The following is a 17,744-nucleotide window of genomic DNA, read 5'->3' as shown; positions in this document are numbered from 1 at the left end:
GGAGGGGCCGCGCGTCATTCACGGCGCGCCTCCACCTCGAAAACGGCGCGGACGCGTGCGTCGGCGCTGGAACCGCCCACGCGCACTTCGTAGCGCCCCGGCTTCACCCGGTAGCTGCCGCTGGCCTCGTCGTAGCGGCGCAATGCGCTGCCGGGCGCCAGTTCGAACGCCAGCGTGCGCCGCTCCCCGGGCGCCAGGTGGACGCGCTGGAAGCCGCGCAGCTCCTGCTGCGCGTCGCCGGGCGCGGCCTGCAGCGGGCGCACGTACAGCTGCACCACTTCGTCGCCGGCGCGCTTGCCCGTGTTGGTCACCTCCACCTGGACCTCCAGGCGTCCGTCCGGTGCGACCGCGCGCGCGCCGGTGCGCAGGTTGCGGTAGTCGAATCGCGTGTACGACAGGCCATGGCCGAACGGGTACAACGGCGTGCCGCGGAAATAGCGGTAGGTGCGGCCTTCCATCGTGTAGTCGTCGAACGCCGGCATCGCCTGGTCGGCCTTGTAGAACGTCACCGGCAGGCGGCCGCCAGGATTGGTGTCGCCGAACAATGCCTCGCCCACGGCCGTGCCACCGCGTTGGCCCGGATACCAGCTCATCAGGATGGCCGGCAGGTTGGCCTGCGCCCAGTCCACCGCCAGCGCCGAGCCGCCGGTCAGCACCAGCACCACCGGCTTGCCGGTCGCATGCAGCGCCTCGAGCAGGGCGCGCTGCGTGGCGGGGAGGCGCAGGTCGGTACGGTCGCCGCCGGCGAAGCCCGGATAGTTGACCGTCATCTCCTCGCCTTCGACATCGCCGGTCAGGCCGCCGACGAACACCACCACGTCCGCATCGCGGGCAATCTGCAGCGCCTCCTCGAACGGCGGCTTCGCACCGGGCATGCGCCAGGCCAGGCGCACGCCGGCATCGCGTTCGGCGTCGTAATACTCCAGCCGCAGGTCGTAGGCGCGCCCGGCCTGCAGGTCCAGCTCCACGCCATCGCTGCGCAGGCGGTCGCTGTTGGTCCAGTGGTCGAGCACGCGCCTGCCGTCCACGTACAGGCGGAAGCCGTCGTCCGCCGCGGCTTCGATGCGGTAACGCCCCGACACCGGCGGCAGCAACTGGCCGCTCCAGCGGATGCTGAAGCCATCGTTCGGCACGCCCTGCCCCGGCCCCGCCTCGCCGCGCGCCTGCAGGTTGTCGGTCGGCGAGCCGCGGTCCCAGCGGAAGCCGATCTGCGCGTCGGTGCGCACCAGCGCGGGCGATCCGGACAGATCCTGCGTGCGGAAGTATTCGCCGCGCAAACCGCGCTCGGGAGAATCGGAGGACGGCCGCAGGTAGGCCGCCTCGATCAGCGGCGTGGCCGCGGGATCGTCGCGCCCTTCCACCAGGTCCACGCCGCGCGCATACGTCACCTCGACGCCCTTCGCGGCCTCGCGGATGCCCTGCAGCAGCGTGACCGGCGCGGCCGGCGTGCCGAAGTAGTTGCCGAGCAGCGCCATGGTGTCGTCGGCGGTCGGACCGACCACGGCGATGCGCTTCAGCTCGCGCGACAACGGCAGGATGCCATCGTTCTTCAGCAGCACCAGCGACTCGCGTGCCGCCTTCAGCGCCAATGCGTCGTGCGCCGGCGCCTGGTTCACCGAGTAGGGAATCCGGGCCCAGCGCACGCGCTCGGGCGGATCGAACATGCCCAGCCGCATCCGCGCGGCGAACAGGCGCGTCACCGCGTCGTCGATCTCGGCCTCGCTGATCAGACCCTGGCGCACGGCCGCAGGCAGGGTGGAATACTCCTCGCCGCATTCCAGCTCGGTGCCGTTCTTCACCGCCAGGGCGGCGGCGGCTTCGCGGGTGGCGACGATCTTGTGGTGCTTCCACACATCGACGATGGCCCAGCAGTCCGAGACAACATAGCCCTCGAAACCCCAGTCGCGGCGCAGCACGTCGCGCAGCAGGAACCTGCTGGCGCTGGCGGACTCGCCGTAGACGCGGTTGTAGGCGCCCATCACCGCATCCACCTGGCCCTCCTTCACCAGCGCTTCGAACGCCGGCAGGTAGGTGTCGTACAGGTCGCGCTTGCTGGGGCGCGCGTCGAAATGGTGGCGGTCGGCTTCCGGGCCGCTGTGGACGGCCAGGTGCTTGGCGGTGGCGTCCAGCTTGCGGTACACCGGATCGTCGCCCTGCAGGCCGCGCACGAAGGCCACGCCCATGCGCGCGGTGAGGTAGGGATCTTCGCCGTAGGTTTCCTGTCCGCGGCCCCAGCGCGGATCGCGGAAGATGTTGATGTTCGGCGACCAGAAGGTCAGGCCCTGGTAGCGCCCATGCTGCCCGTCGCGGACGGCCTGGTGGTGCTTGGCGCGCGCTTCGTCGCTGATGGTGGTGGCCACTTCGCCCATCAGCGGCACGTCGAAGGTGGCCGCCAGTCCGATGGCCTGCGGGAACACCGTCGCCTGGCCGGCGCGCGCCACGCCGTGCAGCGCCTCGTTCCACCAGTCGTAGGCGGGCACGCCCAGGCGCTCGATGGCCGGCGCGGCGTTCTGCATCTGCGCGGCCTTTTCCTCCAGCGTCATCTGCGCGACCAGCGACGCCGCGCGCGCCTGGAAGCTGCGCGAGGTATCCAGCCACGGTTTCTCCTCCGCTGCCTGCACGGCCGGTGCGAACAGCGCGGCGGCATACAGCGCGAGCGCGCACAGACCGGGTGCGGTGCGGCGGGCGGCGGGAACGGACAGGGTCGGGGTCTTCATCATTCGTTCCTCCAAGCGCGCTCGTCGCGCGCGAACGGTCCCAGCAGGGCGCCGACGAAGCCGCCGGCACGGTCGGTACTCAGCACGGTGCCGTCGACCTGGCCGGCGAGCACCTGCCAGCCACGCCCATCGCCGAGGTCGAACGCGAACGCGTAGTCGCCTTCATTCCCTTCGATCTTCAGGCGCAGCGCCTCGGTCGCATCGACATCGCGCGTGGCCAGGGTGCGCGTGCTGCCGCTGCCGTCGCGCCCCTCCAGGAATACCGTCATGCGGCCGCCATCGGCATTGCGCACGCCGAGGAAGTACCAGTACGCCTCGCTCTGGAACGCCGCCATGCCCGCCGCCACACCCGCTGCGGGCCTCGTCATCGCCATGCTGGCCTCGAAGCGCAGGTGCTGCTGGCGCCGGCCGAGGAACGCCGGGTTGCGCAGCGTCTCCAGGCCTTCGCTCAGCGGATGCACCGCCAGCGCACCGGGACGCGCGGCCAGGTCGGCCCACGCCTGCTTCGGCACCCGCACCCGCAGCCATTCCGATGCCAGCGCGGGACCGTCGAATTCGTCGCGATGCACGAAGTTGCCGGTGGACGGGGCCTGCCTGGCCTCACCGCGCATCCACGACGGCGCCTTCGCCACGTAGGGAATGGTCTGGCCCGCCGGCAGGATCTCCGGCCAGCCGTCGCGCCATTGCACCGGCAGCAGATACGTCTCGCGCCCGGTGTTGTAGTGGCGCTGCTGGTAGTTGCGGCTGGCCAGGAACACCGCCCACCATGAACCGTCCGGCCCCTCCACCAGGTCGGCATGGCCGGCGTTGGTGATCGGCAGCGGACGGTCCGCGGGCAGGTCGCGCTGGGTCAGGATGGGGTTGCCCGCATAGGGCACGTAAGGCCCCCAGACCTCGCGGCTGCGCAGCACCACCTGCGAGTGCTGCGGGCCCGTGCCGCCTTCGGCATCGGACAGGTAGTACCAGCCGTCGCGCTTGTAGATGTGCGGGCCTTCGATCCAGATGGGATTCTTCTCCGGCTCCACGCCGCCGTCGATCAGCACCTTGCGCGGACCGACGGGCTGCAAGCGCGCCAGGTCGATCTGCTGCATCCAGATGGCGCGGTGACCGTCGTAGCGCGCCGGTCCGGGCGGCTCGTCGTTGTTGAGCAGATAGACCTTGCCGTCGTCGTCGAAGAACAGCGACGGGTCGATGCCACCGATGGTCGGCAGCCAGTGCGGGTCCGACCACGGACCGGCCGGGTCGCGCGCGGTGGCGATGAAGTTGCCGCCGCTGTCGGTCGCCGTGGTGACCACGTAGAACGTGCCGTCGTGGAACTCGATGGTCGGCGCGAAGATGCCGCGCGACACGCTCAGGCCATCGAAGTCCAGTTGCGTGGGGCGGTCGATGACGTTGCCGATCTGCTTCCAGTGCACCAGGTCCGTGCTCTCGAACACGGGAATGCCGGGGAAGTAGGTGAAACTGGAATTGACCAGGTAGAACCTGCCGTTGGCGGCAACGATGCTGGGATCGGCGTGGAAGCCGGCCAGCACCGGATTGCGGTAATGGCCGGCCGGCAGCGGCGCTTCGAACGCGGCATCGCGCCCGCTGTATTCGAACCAGTCGAAATAGACCGGCGGCGCGGGCTGCGGCGGCTTTGCGTCCACCGCCACGGCGAGCAGCAGCAGGGCCAGGCCCGCGATGCCGCGCGCGAGCCAGCGCTGCGCGCGGCCCACGGCGGCCTTGCGGTGACGGGGTTCGTGCGTGCGCAGGGAGTACGGCGTCATCGGGGCACCTCGGCAGCAGGGAGGGAAAGTTCGAACGGACCGGCCGGCAATCCGGTGCCATCGCGCAGCGTGCACACCGGGCCATCCGCCCAGCAGTAGCGCACGCGCGTGGCGTCGGCGGCACGCTTGCCACGCAGCACCACATGCCGTCCGTCGAGCACGACATCCGCGTAGTCGCAGCGATGCGCCGCATCGCAGAGTTCGAAGCCGATGGGGCCGTTCGCGCCGGTGGCCACCAGGGCGCCGTCGACATCGTCGAAGGCAACCCTCAGGCCGCCGTCCGGCATGCGCGATGCGGAACGCGCGACCGGACCGGAGGGGGCAAGCCCGCGCTCGCCGTAGACCACATGGCGTGCCACGCGCGCCAGGCGGCGACCGAGCTCCTGCTTGTTCGGCGGATGGATGTCGTAGGCATCGCCGATGTCGATGGCGACCGCCAGCCCGGAGCGCGGGTCCTCCGCGACGACCCGCCGCTGCGCCTCGCGCAGCTGCGCCCAGCCGCTTTCCACCGGGGCCGAAGGCGGCATGCCATAGCCGGCCAGCTGCACCACCAGCCAGGGCACCTGCGCGCCGAAGCGGGCGCGCCAGTCGTCGCGCAGCAGGCGCAGCCGCGCGGCGTAGGCAGCGCCGTCGCCGGTATTGGACTCGCCCTGGTACCACAGCATGCCGCGCAGCGCGTAGTCGCCCAGCGGCGCGATCATGCCGTTGTACAGCGTCGACAGGCCTGCCGCGGCCTGCCATGGCGCCCGGGGCGGCTCATCGGCGCCCGCGGCCTGACGGTAGCGCCAGCCCCTGTCCAGCACCACGCGCGTGCCATCGTCGAACGTCAGCGCATGCGCGCGGGCCGGGCCGGCGAGTCCTCCATCACGGTAGGTGTCCAGCACATTGACCACCACCGTGTTGGTGCCCGCCTTCAACACCCCCCGCGGCAGCGGATAACGGCGCGGTTCGCCTGCTCCGTAGCGGCTGCCGACGGCCATGCCGTTCACCCAGGTCATGTCCGTTTCGTCGGCCGGCCCGAGTTCCAGCGTGGCCGCGCGTGCCGCCTGCGCCGCCGTCAACGTCACCTGGGTGCGATACCACATCATGCCGTTGTAGCCGGCCAGCGCGGGTACGCCCCACTGTTCCCACGCGCCGAGCGCGGCAGGCGCCGTGCGCCAGCCGGTATCGGGGGCATCCGCGCGCCAGGGCATGTCGCCCGGCGTGGCGCCCTGGCGTGTGGTCCACCAGTGTTCCCAATGGTGTCCCCACCGCGTGAGCGCCGCGGGGGTGTCGGTGGCGTACAGCGCAAGCACGTCCAGCGCTTCGTCGCTGCCGCCTCCGGCACGCAGGGCGGCGGCGCTGGTCCAGGCTTCGATCCGGGAACCGCCCCAGGCGGCCTGGATCAGTCCCATCGGCACGTCGACCGTCTTCTGCAGTTCACGCGCGAAGTAGAAGCAGGCCGCGGAGAAGTCGCGCACGCTGTCCGGTGTGGCGGGCTGCCACCGCACCGGGCCGCCGAACTGCGCCTGCGGCGTCACCGCGCTGGCCTGCGGTACCGTGAACAGGCGGATGCGCGGATGCGCGGCCGAAGCGATCTCGCTGTTCGCATCCAGCGCCCGCCAGACCGGCAGCTCCATGTTCGACTGCCCCGAACACAGCCATACGTCGCCCATCTGCACATCGCGCACGACCTGCGTGGCCGTTCCTGCCCGCACCACCAGCGCATGGGGACCGCCGGCCGGCATGGGCCGCAGGATGGCGCGCCACCTGCCATCGGCACCGGCGCGCACTTCGGTCTTCTGCGGCCCCAGGGCGACAGACACGACGTCTCCGGGACCGGCTTCGCCCGATAGCCCGATGGGCTGGTCGCGCTGCAGCACGGCGTGGTCCTGGAACATCGGGTGGAGCAGAGTGGCGGAGGCCCCCTCCTGTGCAGCCGCGCCCATGCAGGCATGCGACAGCGCCAGCGCCATGACCGCGCCCGCGAGCATGCGCGCCCGGGTCATCGGCCGTCTCCCGGCGCGAACGGGAACTGCAGCGCCTGGTAGTACGCCAGCGGATGCGGTGGCGGAACTTCACCGGCCGGCAGTTCGCGCCCGTTGATCGACTGGAAATAGGCCACGCTGGCGTCGCGCCACCACTGCGCCTCGTTCCGCTGGATGCGCAGGAAGGCGGCGACATGGCGGTGGCGGGCGTCGTCCACCTCGCCCCGCAGGCGGTCCCACGTGGCCTGCATCTTTTCCACCTGGCGCACGCCGCGCGTGTAGCGGTGGACCAGTTCGTCCCACAACGGGCGCCCGGACGCCATGCGATGGTCCCACGGCACATGGTGGAACCACAGCAGCAGCGATTCGGGCACGCGCGCCACATCGCCGAATTCCCGGGCGACATCCGGCGCGTACTGCGAAACGGCATCGCTGCCCCGCGCGGTGCGGTCGAAACCGATGCCATCGCGATCCGCGCGGTGGTAATACACCGACGTCCAGTCCGCGCGCGGCCCACCATCGACCCATGGACCCGGCCCGTAGTGATGGCCGCGCGCCATCACGTGGTGCAGCCCCAGCGGCGTCATGTAGTCCACGGCCGCCTCGCGCGAGGCCATCATCATGTCGACCACCGGGTCCACGACGTGCTCGGCTCGCGAAAAGGTCATCGCCGCCCAGTCGGTGGCGATGTCGCGTGCGGACTGCTGCGGATTCCATGCCAGGCGGCCGAAGGCGTACCAGTTGGCCTGGTCGAAGTGCGAACCGCTCCAGGTGCGGTCATCGCCGATGTTGGCCACGCCGGCGATGCCGGTCAGCGTATGGCCGTCGAGCGTGCCGTCGACCACCCGCGCCACGGTGGAGCCGGCGCCGCGCGCCCGCGTGTCGGCGCGCAGCACTTCCTCGTACAGCGGCCCCAGGTAGACCAGGTGCGTCGCGAAGCCCAGGTATTCCTTGGTGATCTGGAACTCCATCATCAGCGGCGTGCGCGGCATGGCCCCGAACAGGGGGTGGAACGGCTCGCGCGGCTGGAAATCGATCGGCCCGTTCTTCACCTGCAGCAGCACGTTGCGGCGGAACGCGCCGTCCAGGCTAATGAACTCGTTGTAGGCCTGCCTGGCGCGGTCCTCCGGCACGTCGTGGGCGTAGACGAAGGCGCGCCACATCACCACGCCGCCGTGCGGCGCCAGCGCGTCGGCCAGCAGGTTGGCGCCGTCGGCGTGCGAACGTCCGTAGTCCTGCGGACCGGGTTGGCCTTCCGAATTGGCCTTGACCAGGAAGCCGCCGAAATCCGGAATCACCGCGTAGATCTCGTCCGCCTTGTCGCGCCACCAGCGTCGCACGTCCGCGTCGAGCGGATCGGCGGTATCCAGCCCCCCGAGTTCGATCGGCGCGCTGAAGCGCGCGCTCAGGTAGACCCGGATGCCGTAGGGGCGGAACACGTCCGCCAACGCCGCCGCCTTGCGCAGGTAGTCCGGCGACAGGCTCAATGCATCCGCGTTGACGTTGTTGAGGACGGTGCCGTTGATGCCGAGCGAGGCGTTGGCGCGGGCATAGTCGGTGTAGCGCGGATCCTTCCAGTCCGGCAGCGTGTGCCAGTCCCAGAGCGAGCCGCCGGCGTAACCGCGCTCGACGTAGCCGTCCAGGTTGTCCCAGTGGTTCAGCACCCGCAGCTTCACGCGCGGCGACTCGCGCACCTCCAGGCCTTCCAGCGCTGCGCCCGTCTGCAGCAGGCGCAGCAGGTGGAACACGCCGTACAGCACGCCGATGTCCTGGCGCGCGGCGACCAGCACCAGGTCGCGGTTGCCGACGCGCGTTTCGCGCAGCAGGTAACCTTCGTCGCCGACCGCCTCCAGTTCCCGGCGGAGCGGCGCAATCCAGGGCGATGAGGCCGGCGTGCCCATGACCAGGACGCGGTCTGCCCCGGGTGCGGACCGCACGGGCGGCGTGCGGCCCAGCAAGCCGGACAGACCGCGCATCAGTTCCTCGCGTGCGGCGCGCTGGGTGGCGGTCCGGTCGGGCGCGACCACTTCGCCCAGGCGCGTGCGGTACTCCTGCGCCAGCGCCGGGGCAGCGGGAACGTAGCGCATCCACAGCGCATGGCCATCCTCCGCTTGCGCCCCGCTCATGCAGCCCAGCAGGGCCAGGGTCATGGGCAGCAGCCAGCGCCACCGCCGGTCGCTGGAGCGGCGGGTTGGCGGTAACATCCGGATGTCCGGGGGGCAGGCAGGCGGGACGCGATCCATCATCTCCCCGCGCGCCTGCGCCGGGCCGGCTGGCCGCGTTGCGGTGCCGCCACAGTCGAAGAAGGGAATACGTGTTGGAAAAGCCGAAGAAGTCGATCCGCCGCAAGACCAGCGGCGTCACGATCGATGAAGTGGCCGCCCTGGCGGGCGTGTCGCCGATGACGGTATCGCGGGTCATCAACGGCCAGGGCAAGGTCCGCGACGCCACCCGGGAACGCGTCATGCGCGCGGTCCGCGAACTCGACTACACGCCCAATCTGGCCGCCAGTTCGCTGGCGGCGGCGCAGCACACGCGCATCGCCCTGATCTACACCAATCCCAGCGGCGCGTACCTGCGCGAACTGCTGGTGGGCCTGCTGCGCGTGGCCTCGCGCACGGCGGTGCAACTGGTCATCGACTACTGGGAAGACCTGGACGCCGAATCCGAGCGCAAGGCCGCGCGTGCGCTGGGCAAGCGGGTGGACGGGGTGATCCTGCCGCCGCCGCTGTGCGAATCGCGGGCGGCGGTGACCGAGCTGGTCAAGGCCGGCATTCCGGTGGTCGCCATCGCATCGGGCCGGTTCAGCGACGACATCTCGTGCGTGAGGATCGACGACTTCCGCGCCGGGAAGGAGATGGCCGAACACCTGATCCAGCAGGGTCACTCCCGCATCGGCTTCATCCGCGGGCGTCGCGACCTGAGCGCCAGTTCGCGGCGCTACGACGGCTTCGTCACCGCCTTGCACGAAGCCGGGCTGGACGTGGACCCCGAGCTGGTGCAGCCCGGCGACTACACCTACCGCTCCGGGCTGAAGGCCGCCGAGAAGCTGCTGGCCCAGCGCAAGCCGCCCACCGCCATCTTCGCCAGCAACGACGACATGGGCGCGGCAGCGATCTCGGTGGCGCATCGCCGCGGCCTGGACGTGCCGCGCGACCTGTCGGTGGTCGGCTTCGACGACACCTCGGCCGCCACCACGGTGTGGCCGGAACTGACCACCATCCACCAACCGATCGCCTCGATGGCGAACGCGGCCATCGACATCCTGTTGCGCAGCATCCGGCGCAAAGCCGACGGGCCGCGCGTGCTGATGGACCACGTGGTCCCCCACCGGCTGGTCGCGCGCGACTCGGTCGCGGCTCCGCCCAGGCGCCGGTAGCGCACCACGGCACGTCATGCCGCCGCCCCTCCTTGCAGGCGTGGCGTGCGGCCGGCGCGGGCCGACCCGCTCACGCATCCGGACATGCGACGGTCGCCTCGGCTTCGTTCAGCGCACCCAGCATCACGCGCGACACCGAGATCGTCATCGACCCGGCGGTCCCGATGGACCACGGACGGTCCAGCCTGGCGACATCGGCGCCAGCCTGGGCCAGGCACTTCAGCGGCACGCCCACGCGCGTCCATTGGCCGGCCGGCAGTTGGGCCAGTGTCGGTGCCAGCGGCACGCGCGCGGCGCATCCGGTGCCGCAACCGACCGACAGCCAGGCCTCGCCGCTGGGGGCGGCGTCCACGCGCAGCGTGGTCAGCAGCATCACGTCGCCATTGCTCTCGCGCTGCAGGTCCAGCGCGGTGTGCGACTGCAGCGCCACGACCGCTTCACCCTTGCCCGACCACGTGAAGCGACGCGCATCCTCCTGCGCCAGGTGGTCCACGCCGGCAACGCGCAGCAGGTCGCCGTTCAACGCGTGCGGCACCTGGGTGACGCTCACGCCCTGGCCATCGCCGGCTTCCAGGCGCAGCGTCATGCCGGCACCGGTATCGCCGCGGGCGAAGAACACGCCCGGCGCACCCTCATCGCCGGTCACGCCCGAGTCTTCCGGCAACACGGCCAGCTCGCCCTGGTCGGCATAGGACAGGCCATGGCCGAAGGGGAACAGCGGGTCGTAGCCGGGCTGGCCCACGTTGTTGGCGTACTGCGTGGCGGTGCGCGGCCAGCTGAAGCTGAGTTTGCCGGTGAAGTCGTACTGCACGCTGCCATCGGCCTTGCGCAGCAGCACATCGGCGATGCCGGCGCCTTCGGAGCCGGGCAGCCAGGCCGCCACGAAGGCATCGGCGGCGTTGATCTCGCGGTTGACCCACAGCGGACGCCCGCTCAGGAACACCGCCACCACCGGGATGCCGTCGGCCTTCAGGCGCTTGATCAGCTGCAGGTCGCTGTCATCGCCGGGCTTGTACAGCAGCGTCTGCAGATCGCCCTGGAACTCGGCGTACGGGTTCTCGCCGAACACCACCACCGCCACGTCCGGCTTCTGCGTGTACGTGCCGTCGACGGCCAGGATCGCCTCGCCCCCCGCTGCCTTCGCCTGCTGCGCGATGCCCTCGTAGATCGAGTCCGCGTTGGGGAAGTCCTTGCGCGTGGTGCCGGTGCCCTGCCAGTTCAGCGTCCAGCCGCCGGCCTGCTTGCCGACATCGTTCGCGCCGTCACCAGCCACCAGGATGCGCTGCCTGGGCTGCAGCGGCAGCACGCCGCCGGCGTTCTTCAGCAGCACCAGCGACTGGCGCACCGCCTGGCGCGCCACCGCGCGGTGCTCGGGCGCACCGAGCAGGGCGAACTGCCCGCCCACCGCACGCGCCGAGGGCTTGCCCGCCTCAAACAGGCCCAGGCGGAACTTCACCCGCAGGATGCGGCGCACCGCATCGTCCAGGCGCGCCTGGCTGATCGTGCCGGCCTTCACCGCCGCCAGCGTGGTTTCGTAGAAACCCTTCCAGCTGTCCGAGGCCATGGCCATGTCCAGGCCGGCATTGATCGTGGCCGGGCAGTCGGTGTTGGTGCAGCCCTGGACCTGGCCATGGCCGTTCCAGTCGCCCACCACGAAGCCGCCAAAATTCATGCGGCCCTTCAGCGCATCGGTCAGGTACGCCTTGTGGCCGTGCATCTTCTGGCCGTTGACGCTGTTGAAGGAGGCCATGGCCGTCTGCGCGCCGGCGGCGATCGCCGGCGGGTAGCCGGCGGCGTGCAGGCGCACCAGCTCGGCTTCGCCGATCCTGGTATCGCCCTGGTCCTTGCCGTTGGTGGTGCCGCCATCGCCCAGGAAGTGCTTGACCGAGGCGATCACATGGCGCCCGTCCAGGAACTCGGGCGTGCCGACCTTGCCCTGCAGGCCTTCGACCATGGCGGCCGCGTAGCGGGCCACCACCTCGGGCGACTCGGAATACCCCTCGTAGGTGCGGCCCCAGCGGTCGTCCTGCGGCACCGCCACGGTGGGGGCGAAGGTCCACTCCATGCCGGTGGCGCGGGTCTCCAGCGCGGTGATCTGGCCGATCCGGCGCAGCAGCTCCGGATTGCGCGTGGCGCCCAGGCCGATGTTGTGGGGGAACAGGGTGGCGCCGACGATGTTGCTCTGTCCGTGCACGGCATCGATGCCGAAGATCACCGGGATGGCCTTGCCGCCCTGCGAGGTGTCCATGGAGGCTTCGTAGAAGGCATCGGCCAGGGCCAGCCATTGCGCGGGCGAGGCATCGTAGCGGCCACCGGGATCGGAGTTGCCCCCGGCCAGGATCGAACCGAGCCGGTACTTGCGCACGTCCTCCGGGGTGAGGCTGGCGATGTCGCCCTGGACCAGCTGGCCGACCTTCTCCTCCACCGTCATGGTGGCCATCAGGTCGGTGATGCGCTGTTCGAGTGCGGCATCCTCGGCCAGCGGCCAGGCCACCTGCGGCCAGGGGTTGGCCTCGCCCGCCGCAGGCGCGAGGGCCTTGTCTTCGCCCCGGCAGGCGGCCAGGGCCAGCACCAGGGCGGCGATGAGCGCACCGCCGCGCGTGTTCGTGGACATGATCGTCTTCATCCTTGCATCTGCTCCAGTTCGCGCCCCTTGGTCTCGTGCACGTACTTCAGGACGAAGACCACCGAGATCGCGGCGGCCAGGGTGTACAGGCCGTAGGCACCGGCCAGGCCGATGCCGGTGAGCAGCATCGGGAAGGTCCAGGTGATCAGGAAGTTGGCGCCCCACTGCGCCAGACCGGCCACGGCCAGGCCCGAGCCGCGGATCTGGTTGGGGAACATCTCCCCCAGCATCACCCACATCACCGGGCCCCAGGACAGGTTGAAGAACACCACGTAGGCATTGGCGGCCACCAGCGCCAGCACGCCCATGTTCCCCGGCAGCTGCAGCGTGCCGGCCGCGTCCAGGCGGCCGGTGGCGAAGGCCCAGGCCACCAGCCCCAGCGTCACCGCCATGCCGGCCGAGCCGGTCCACAGCAGCGGCTTGCGGCCGATGCGATCGACCAGGAACATCGACACGATGCAGGCGCCGATGCTCAGCGCACCGGAGATGACGTTGATCAGCAGCGCGTCGTTCTCGGAGAAGCCCACCGCCTGCCAGAGCACCGCGCCGTAGTAGAACACCACGTTGATGCCCACCAGTTGCTGGAAGGCGGCCAGGCCGATGCCGACCCAGACGATGGGCCGGATCTTGCCGGTGCTCTTGCTGATCAGGTCCGACAGCCGCGGCGCATGATGGTCGGCGGCCAGCGAGGCCTGGATCTCGGTGAGTTTGCTTGCCCCGGTCGCAGCGCCGTAGAGCCGCGTCAACACGCTCAGCGCCTGCTCCTGCCTGCCCTTGGCCGCGAGGTAGCGCGGACTCTCCGGGATGAACAGCAACGCAGCGAGGAACAACGCGGCGGGCAGGATCTCCACCCAGAACATCCAGCGCCAGGCTTCAAAGCCCAGCCATAGCGGGGCCAGCGAGGAACTGGCGAACTTGGCCAGGACATAGTTGCTCAGGAAGGCGGCGAACAGACCCGAGATGATGGCGATCTGCTGCACCGTGGCCAGCCGGCCCCGATAGCGTGCCGGCGAGACCTCGCTGATGTAGGCCGGGGACATGACACTGGCTGCGCCGACCGCGAACCCTCCGATGACCCGGTACACCACGAACTCGATCGACGAGGTCGCGATGCCCGAGCCCCAGGCCGAGACCAGGAAGAACACCGCCGACCACAGCAACATGGTGCGTCGTCCATAGCGGTCCGCGAGCGTGCCCGCGAACCATGCGCCTACCGCACAACCCAGCAGCATCGAGGCCACGTTGAAGCCGGTCACGGCCGCATCGGATCCGAACGCGGCCTTCAGCCCATCCACGGTGCCGTTGATGACACCGCTGTCGAAGCCGAACAGGAAACCCCCGATCGTGGCCACCAGACTGATGAGGATGATGAAGCGCGTGTTCTCATCGGAGCGCATTGCCGCATGTTCCATCGAAGGTTCCCCTGGTGTGTCATCAACGCCGCGGTGCCGGCGGGGATCGCCGCCAGGCACCTTCGCATCCGTCCTGTTCCTGCTGGATCGTCAGCGCAACAGGTACTGGTTGAGCAGGTTCTCGTAGCGCTCCTGCTTGCCGCTGATCTGCCTGGGCTCACCCAGGGTGGCCGCCAGCGCGGCCAGCTCGGCCAGTCCCAGGGCGCCGGTCTCGAAGTCCTTGCCCTTGCCACTGTCGAAGCTGGCATAGCGCTGCCTGCGCCACTGCTCCCACGGCGAGTCGGTCAACAGCGCGTGCGCCACTTCCAGCCCGCGGGCGAAGGCGTCCATGCCGCCGATGTGGGCGATGAACAGGTCTTCCAGGTCGGTGGACTCGCGGCGCACCTTGGCATCGAAGTTCAGCCCGCCCTCCAGCCCGCCCTGGCGCAGCACCACCAGCATCGCCCCCACCGTGTCGTACAGGTCGGTGGGGAACTGGTCGGTGTCCCAGCCGTTCTGCGCATTGCCGCGGTTGGCATCGATGCTGCCCAGCAGGCCGTGGTCGGAGGCCACCTGCAGGTCGTGCTCGAAGGTGTGGCCCGAGAGCGTGGCGTGGTTGGCCTCGATGTTGAGCTTGAAGTCCTTCTCCAGCCCGTGCTCCTTCAGGAAGCCGGCCACGGTGGCGCTGTCGAAGTCGTACTGGTGCCTCATCGGCTCCATCGGCTTGGGCTCGATCAGGAAGTTGCCCTTCAGCCCGATGCTGCGGCCGTAGTCGCGCGCCACGGTCAGGAAGCGGGCCAGGTGGGCGAGCTCGCGCTTCATGTCGGTGTTGACCAGCGAGGCGTAGCCTTCGCGCCCGCCCCAGAACACGTAGTGCTCACCGCCCAGTTCCACCGTGGCCTCCAGCGCGGCCTTGACCTGCACCGCGGCGCGGGCCACCACGGCGAAGTCCGGGTTGGTGGCCGCACCGTTCATGTAGCGCGGATGCGAGAACAGGTTGGCCGTGCCCCACAGCAGCTTGAGGCCGGTGGCGTCCTGGCGCGCCTTGGCCAGGGCGGTCATGTGCTTGAGGTTCTTCTCGTACTGGCCGATGTCCTCGGCATCGGGGGCCAGGTCGATGTCGTGGAAGCACCAGTACGGCACGCCCAGCTTGGTGAAGAACTCGAAGGCGGCATCGACCTTGGCCTCGGCCGTGGCCATGGGCGAGCCGGCCTCCCACGGGAAGTGGCGCGTGCCCGGGCCGAAGGGATCGTGGCCGGCGTTGCAGAACGTGTGCCAGTAGCAGACCGCAAAGCGCAGGTGCTCCTGCATGGTCTTGCCGCCGATGGTCTTGTTCGCGTCGTAGACCTTGAACGCCAGCGGGTTGTCCGAGCCGCGCCCTTCGAAGGGAATGCGGCCGATGCCGGGGAAGTATTCCTGGGCGCCGATGAAGGGCTGGGTGCTCATGGTGCGGTGATCCTGTGGTTGTGCGTGAGGTGCAGGGAAGGTCAGCCGCGCTGCAGCGGCGTGACGGCATGGAGGTGGCGCAGGAAGCGTTGGTAGCCGGCGGCATAGGCCGCGGTGCGGGCCGGATCGGGGGTGGCGGACAGGGCCGGGTCCAGGGCCACGTGGGTGCGGGCGATCTGCGCGATGGACGCCTGGCCGCCCTGTGCCTTGTCCCGTGCCCACAGCGCCTGCAGGGCCGCGCCGAAGGCCGCGCCCTCGGACTGCACGGGCACCTGCACCGGCAGGCCGAACACATCGGCCACCAGTTGCCGCCAGGCCGCGCTGTTGCTGCCCCCGCCGGTCAGCACGATGCGCTCGAAGGCCATGCCCGCGCCCAGGAAGGCATCGAAGCCGTACTTCAGGCTGTAGGTCGCCCCTTCCACCGAGGCGCGGTAGAGGTGCGCGGCGGTCAGGTTGGTGGTGTCCAGGCCGGCCAGCACGCCCTTGCCCTGCGGCAGGTCGGGCGTGCGCTCGCCGTTGAGGAAGGGCAGCATCACCAGTCCGTCCGCCCCCGGCGGGGTGGCCTGCAGGTGCGCATCGCCCTGGCGCGTGCTGAAGCCGAAGGCCTTGGCCACCTGCTCGGTGGCCACGGTGCAGTTCATCGTGCAGATCAGCGGCAGCCAGCCGCCGGTGGAGGAGCAGAAGGCGGCCCAGGTGCCGGCCGGATCGACCACCGGGGTATCCGAGTAGGCGAACAGCGTGCCCGAGGTGCCCAGGCTCATCGCCAGCCGGCCCTCTTCCACGCAGCCGGTGCCGATGGCCGCCATCATGTTGTCGCCGCCGCCCACGGCGACCTTCACCGTGGCCGGCAGGCCCAGCTGCGAGGCCGCAGCCGGATCGATGTCGAACAGCGCATCGGGCGCGGCGATCGGCGGCAGGCACGCGGCCAGGTCGCGCTCGCCATCGGTGGCCTGCAGCAGCGCCTGGGACCACGTGCGCGTGCGCACGTCCAGCCAGCCGGTGCCGGAGGCATCGCCCCACTCGCAGAAGCGCTGGCCGGTGAGCACGAAGTTCAGGTAGTCGTGCGGCAGCAGGATGGTCGCCAGCTTCGCGTAAGCCTCGGGCCGGTGGGTCTTCGTCCACGGCAGCTTGGAGGCGGTGTAGCCGGCCAGGATGGGGTTGCCCGCCAGCGCGATCGTCGCGGTCGAACCGCCCACGGCGTCCATGATCTGCGCGCACTCGGCCGTGGTGCTGGTGTCGCACCACAGCTTGGCCGGGGCGAGGACCTGGCCCTCGGCATCCACCGGCACGAAGCCGTGCTGCTGTCCCGAGACCGCCAGCGCGGTGACGCGTGCGCGCACGGCCGGATCGATGCGCGCGAAGCAGCCCTGCATCGCGGCCACCCAGTCGCCCGGGTGCTGCTCGCGGCGGCCGTCCGGGCCACCGGCCAGCTCCAGCGGCGCGCTGGCCATGGCCACCAGCGCGCGGGCGGCCGGGTCGTACACCACCACCTTCAGGCTCTGCGTGCCTGCATCGATGCCAGCCACCAACGCCATCGACCCCACCTCCGACCTACAAAAAGTTAGCGCTACCATTTCGCCCGGAAAAAAAAGCGAACCCCCTGGATCGCCCGTTCTTCCGACACGGCAAGCCTGTCGGATGCCGCTGCGGCGACACTGTAACCAGCACCCGGCGAAAAAGCGTGCTGCACCGCAGAATCCTTTGCGGAACAACGGGTTGAAGCGGAAGACGAGGGGTCCATCAGCCCGCCGGATCGATGAAGGCGTTGATCGAAAGACGCCCCTGCAGGGGATCGGTCGGCAGCGCCCGGCCGTTGTCGATGCGCCCGCAGTGGAGCGAGTTCCGCCGGTACACCACCAGCCGGTTGAACACCCCCTCCACGCTGGCGATACGCTCGAACAACGGTGTGTCGCCATCGATGTAACCCGCGCCAGGCGTGTCGTCCTGCCGGCTTTCCTGCGCCAGGCGATCGAAGTACGCCGCATGGCGGCCTTCGTCGACGTACTCGAACCCGGTATGGCGGTGCCGGTAGAAGTCCGTGCCGCCCCATGCGCCGCGGAACAGGTAGTGCACGGTGGCCAGGCCGTTGCGATTCACCGAATCGATGTGCGGCACGCGTTGCCGGAAATGCAACGTGGCGGGCGGTTGCGTGACCAGCGAGAAATGGCACATAGGAAAGGTGAAGCGGCCCGGCGCCATATCGAAGCACTCGCGCAGCAACGGATTGAGCGTCGCCTCCAGCAACGACTGGTAGGACACCGGCGCGGGTGCGCGGACGCCGGGAAACATCGACGACTGCTTCACGTAGTGGCGCGTGGCCGCTTTCCGCAGCATCCGTTCCGGATCGGCCAGCAGGTTGTCGACGACCAGCAGGGGCGCGCCTTCGCGGCCGATCGCCTGGCGGGCGATCCGCATGTCCGGATGCAGGGACAGCAGCATCGGCGAGCCTGCG

General features: G+C 70.1%; 10 protein-coding genes. 1 reads left to right on the top strand and 9 read right to left on the bottom strand.

All coding sequences use genetic code 11. From position 1 onward, the window contains the following. Positions 1–14: 14 nt before the first annotated feature. The 4 genes from MUU77_RS01045 to MUU77_RS01030 are packed head-to-tail and all read right to left on the bottom strand — an operon-like array spanning position 15 to position 8,654. Positions 15–2,717, bottom strand: coding sequence for a glycoside hydrolase family 3 protein (locus MUU77_RS01045; protein ID WP_245090541.1), 2,703 nt, complete (start codon positions 2,715–2,717; stop codon positions 15–17). Then, the gene (locus tag MUU77_RS01040) at positions 2,717–4,483 is read right to left on the bottom strand and encodes a glycoside hydrolase family 43 protein (RefSeq protein ID WP_245090539.1); all 1,767 of its coding nucleotides are present in this window, start codon (positions 4,481–4,483) and stop codon (positions 2,717–2,719) included. Before MUU77_RS01040 ends, MUU77_RS01045 begins: the two co-directional genes overlap by 1 nt. Further along, positions 4,480–6,471, bottom strand: a complete 1,992-nt coding sequence (locus tag MUU77_RS01035) for a sialate O-acetylesterase (RefSeq protein ID WP_245090537.1) — start codon at positions 6,469–6,471, stop codon at positions 4,480–4,482. The genes MUU77_RS01040 and MUU77_RS01035 overlap by 4 nt, the downstream gene beginning before the upstream one ends. Then, a complete protein-coding gene (locus tag MUU77_RS01030) occupies positions 6,468–8,654 on the bottom strand; it encodes an alpha-glucuronidase family glycosyl hydrolase (protein WP_280640355.1) in 2,187 nt (728 codons plus the stop codon). The genes MUU77_RS01035 and MUU77_RS01030 overlap by 4 nt, the downstream gene beginning before the upstream one ends. Positions 8,655–8,767: 113 nt before the next feature. Between MUU77_RS01030 and MUU77_RS01025 the strand changes: the two genes are divergently transcribed. Further along, complete coding sequence (locus tag MUU77_RS01025) at positions 8,768–9,829, top strand: LacI family DNA-binding transcriptional regulator (RefSeq protein ID WP_245094114.1); 1,062 nt, start codon at positions 8,768–8,770, stop codon at positions 9,827–9,829. Between the two features lie 70 nt (positions 9,830–9,899). Here MUU77_RS01025 and MUU77_RS01020 read toward each other — a convergent pair whose 3' ends face one another. The 5 genes from MUU77_RS01020 to MUU77_RS01000 form a co-directional block, all read right to left on the bottom strand. Beyond that, complete coding sequence (locus MUU77_RS01020) at positions 9,900–12,443, bottom strand: exo 1,3/1,4-beta-D-glucan glucohydrolase (RefSeq protein WP_245090534.1); 2,544 nt, start codon at positions 12,441–12,443, stop codon at positions 9,900–9,902. Between the two features lie 8 nt (positions 12,444–12,451). Then, positions 12,452–13,867, bottom strand: coding sequence for a sugar porter family MFS transporter (locus MUU77_RS01015; protein WP_245090532.1), 1,416 nt, complete (start codon positions 13,865–13,867; stop codon positions 12,452–12,454). Between the two features lie 90 nt (positions 13,868–13,957). Then, positions 13,958–15,292: a xylose isomerase gene (xylA, locus tag MUU77_RS01010; RefSeq protein ID WP_245090530.1), complete on the bottom strand. Its 1,335-nt coding sequence runs from the start codon at positions 15,290–15,292 to the stop codon at positions 13,958–13,960. A 41-nt stretch (positions 15,293–15,333) separates the two neighbouring features. After that, positions 15,334–16,827 carry a xylulokinase gene (gene xylB, locus MUU77_RS01005; protein ID WP_245090528.1) on the bottom strand — a complete coding sequence of 498 codons (1,494 nt, stop codon included), beginning with the start codon at positions 16,825–16,827 and terminating at the stop codon, positions 15,334–15,336. 205 nt (positions 16,828–17,032) lie between these two features. Then, entirely contained in the window at positions 17,033–17,731 is a 699-nt protein-coding gene (locus MUU77_RS01000; RefSeq protein WP_245090526.1) for a DUF6445 family protein, read from the bottom strand. Positions 17,732–17,744 lie beyond the last annotated feature (13 nt).

This window comes from Pseudoxanthomonas sp. F37 (assembly GCF_022965755.1).
In the GTDB taxonomy this organism is placed as follows: domain Bacteria; phylum Pseudomonadota; class Gammaproteobacteria; order Xanthomonadales; family Xanthomonadaceae; genus Pseudoxanthomonas_A.
The sequence above is the reverse complement of the archived record's forward strand: the minus strand, read 5'-3'. Positions and strand labels throughout refer to the sequence as shown.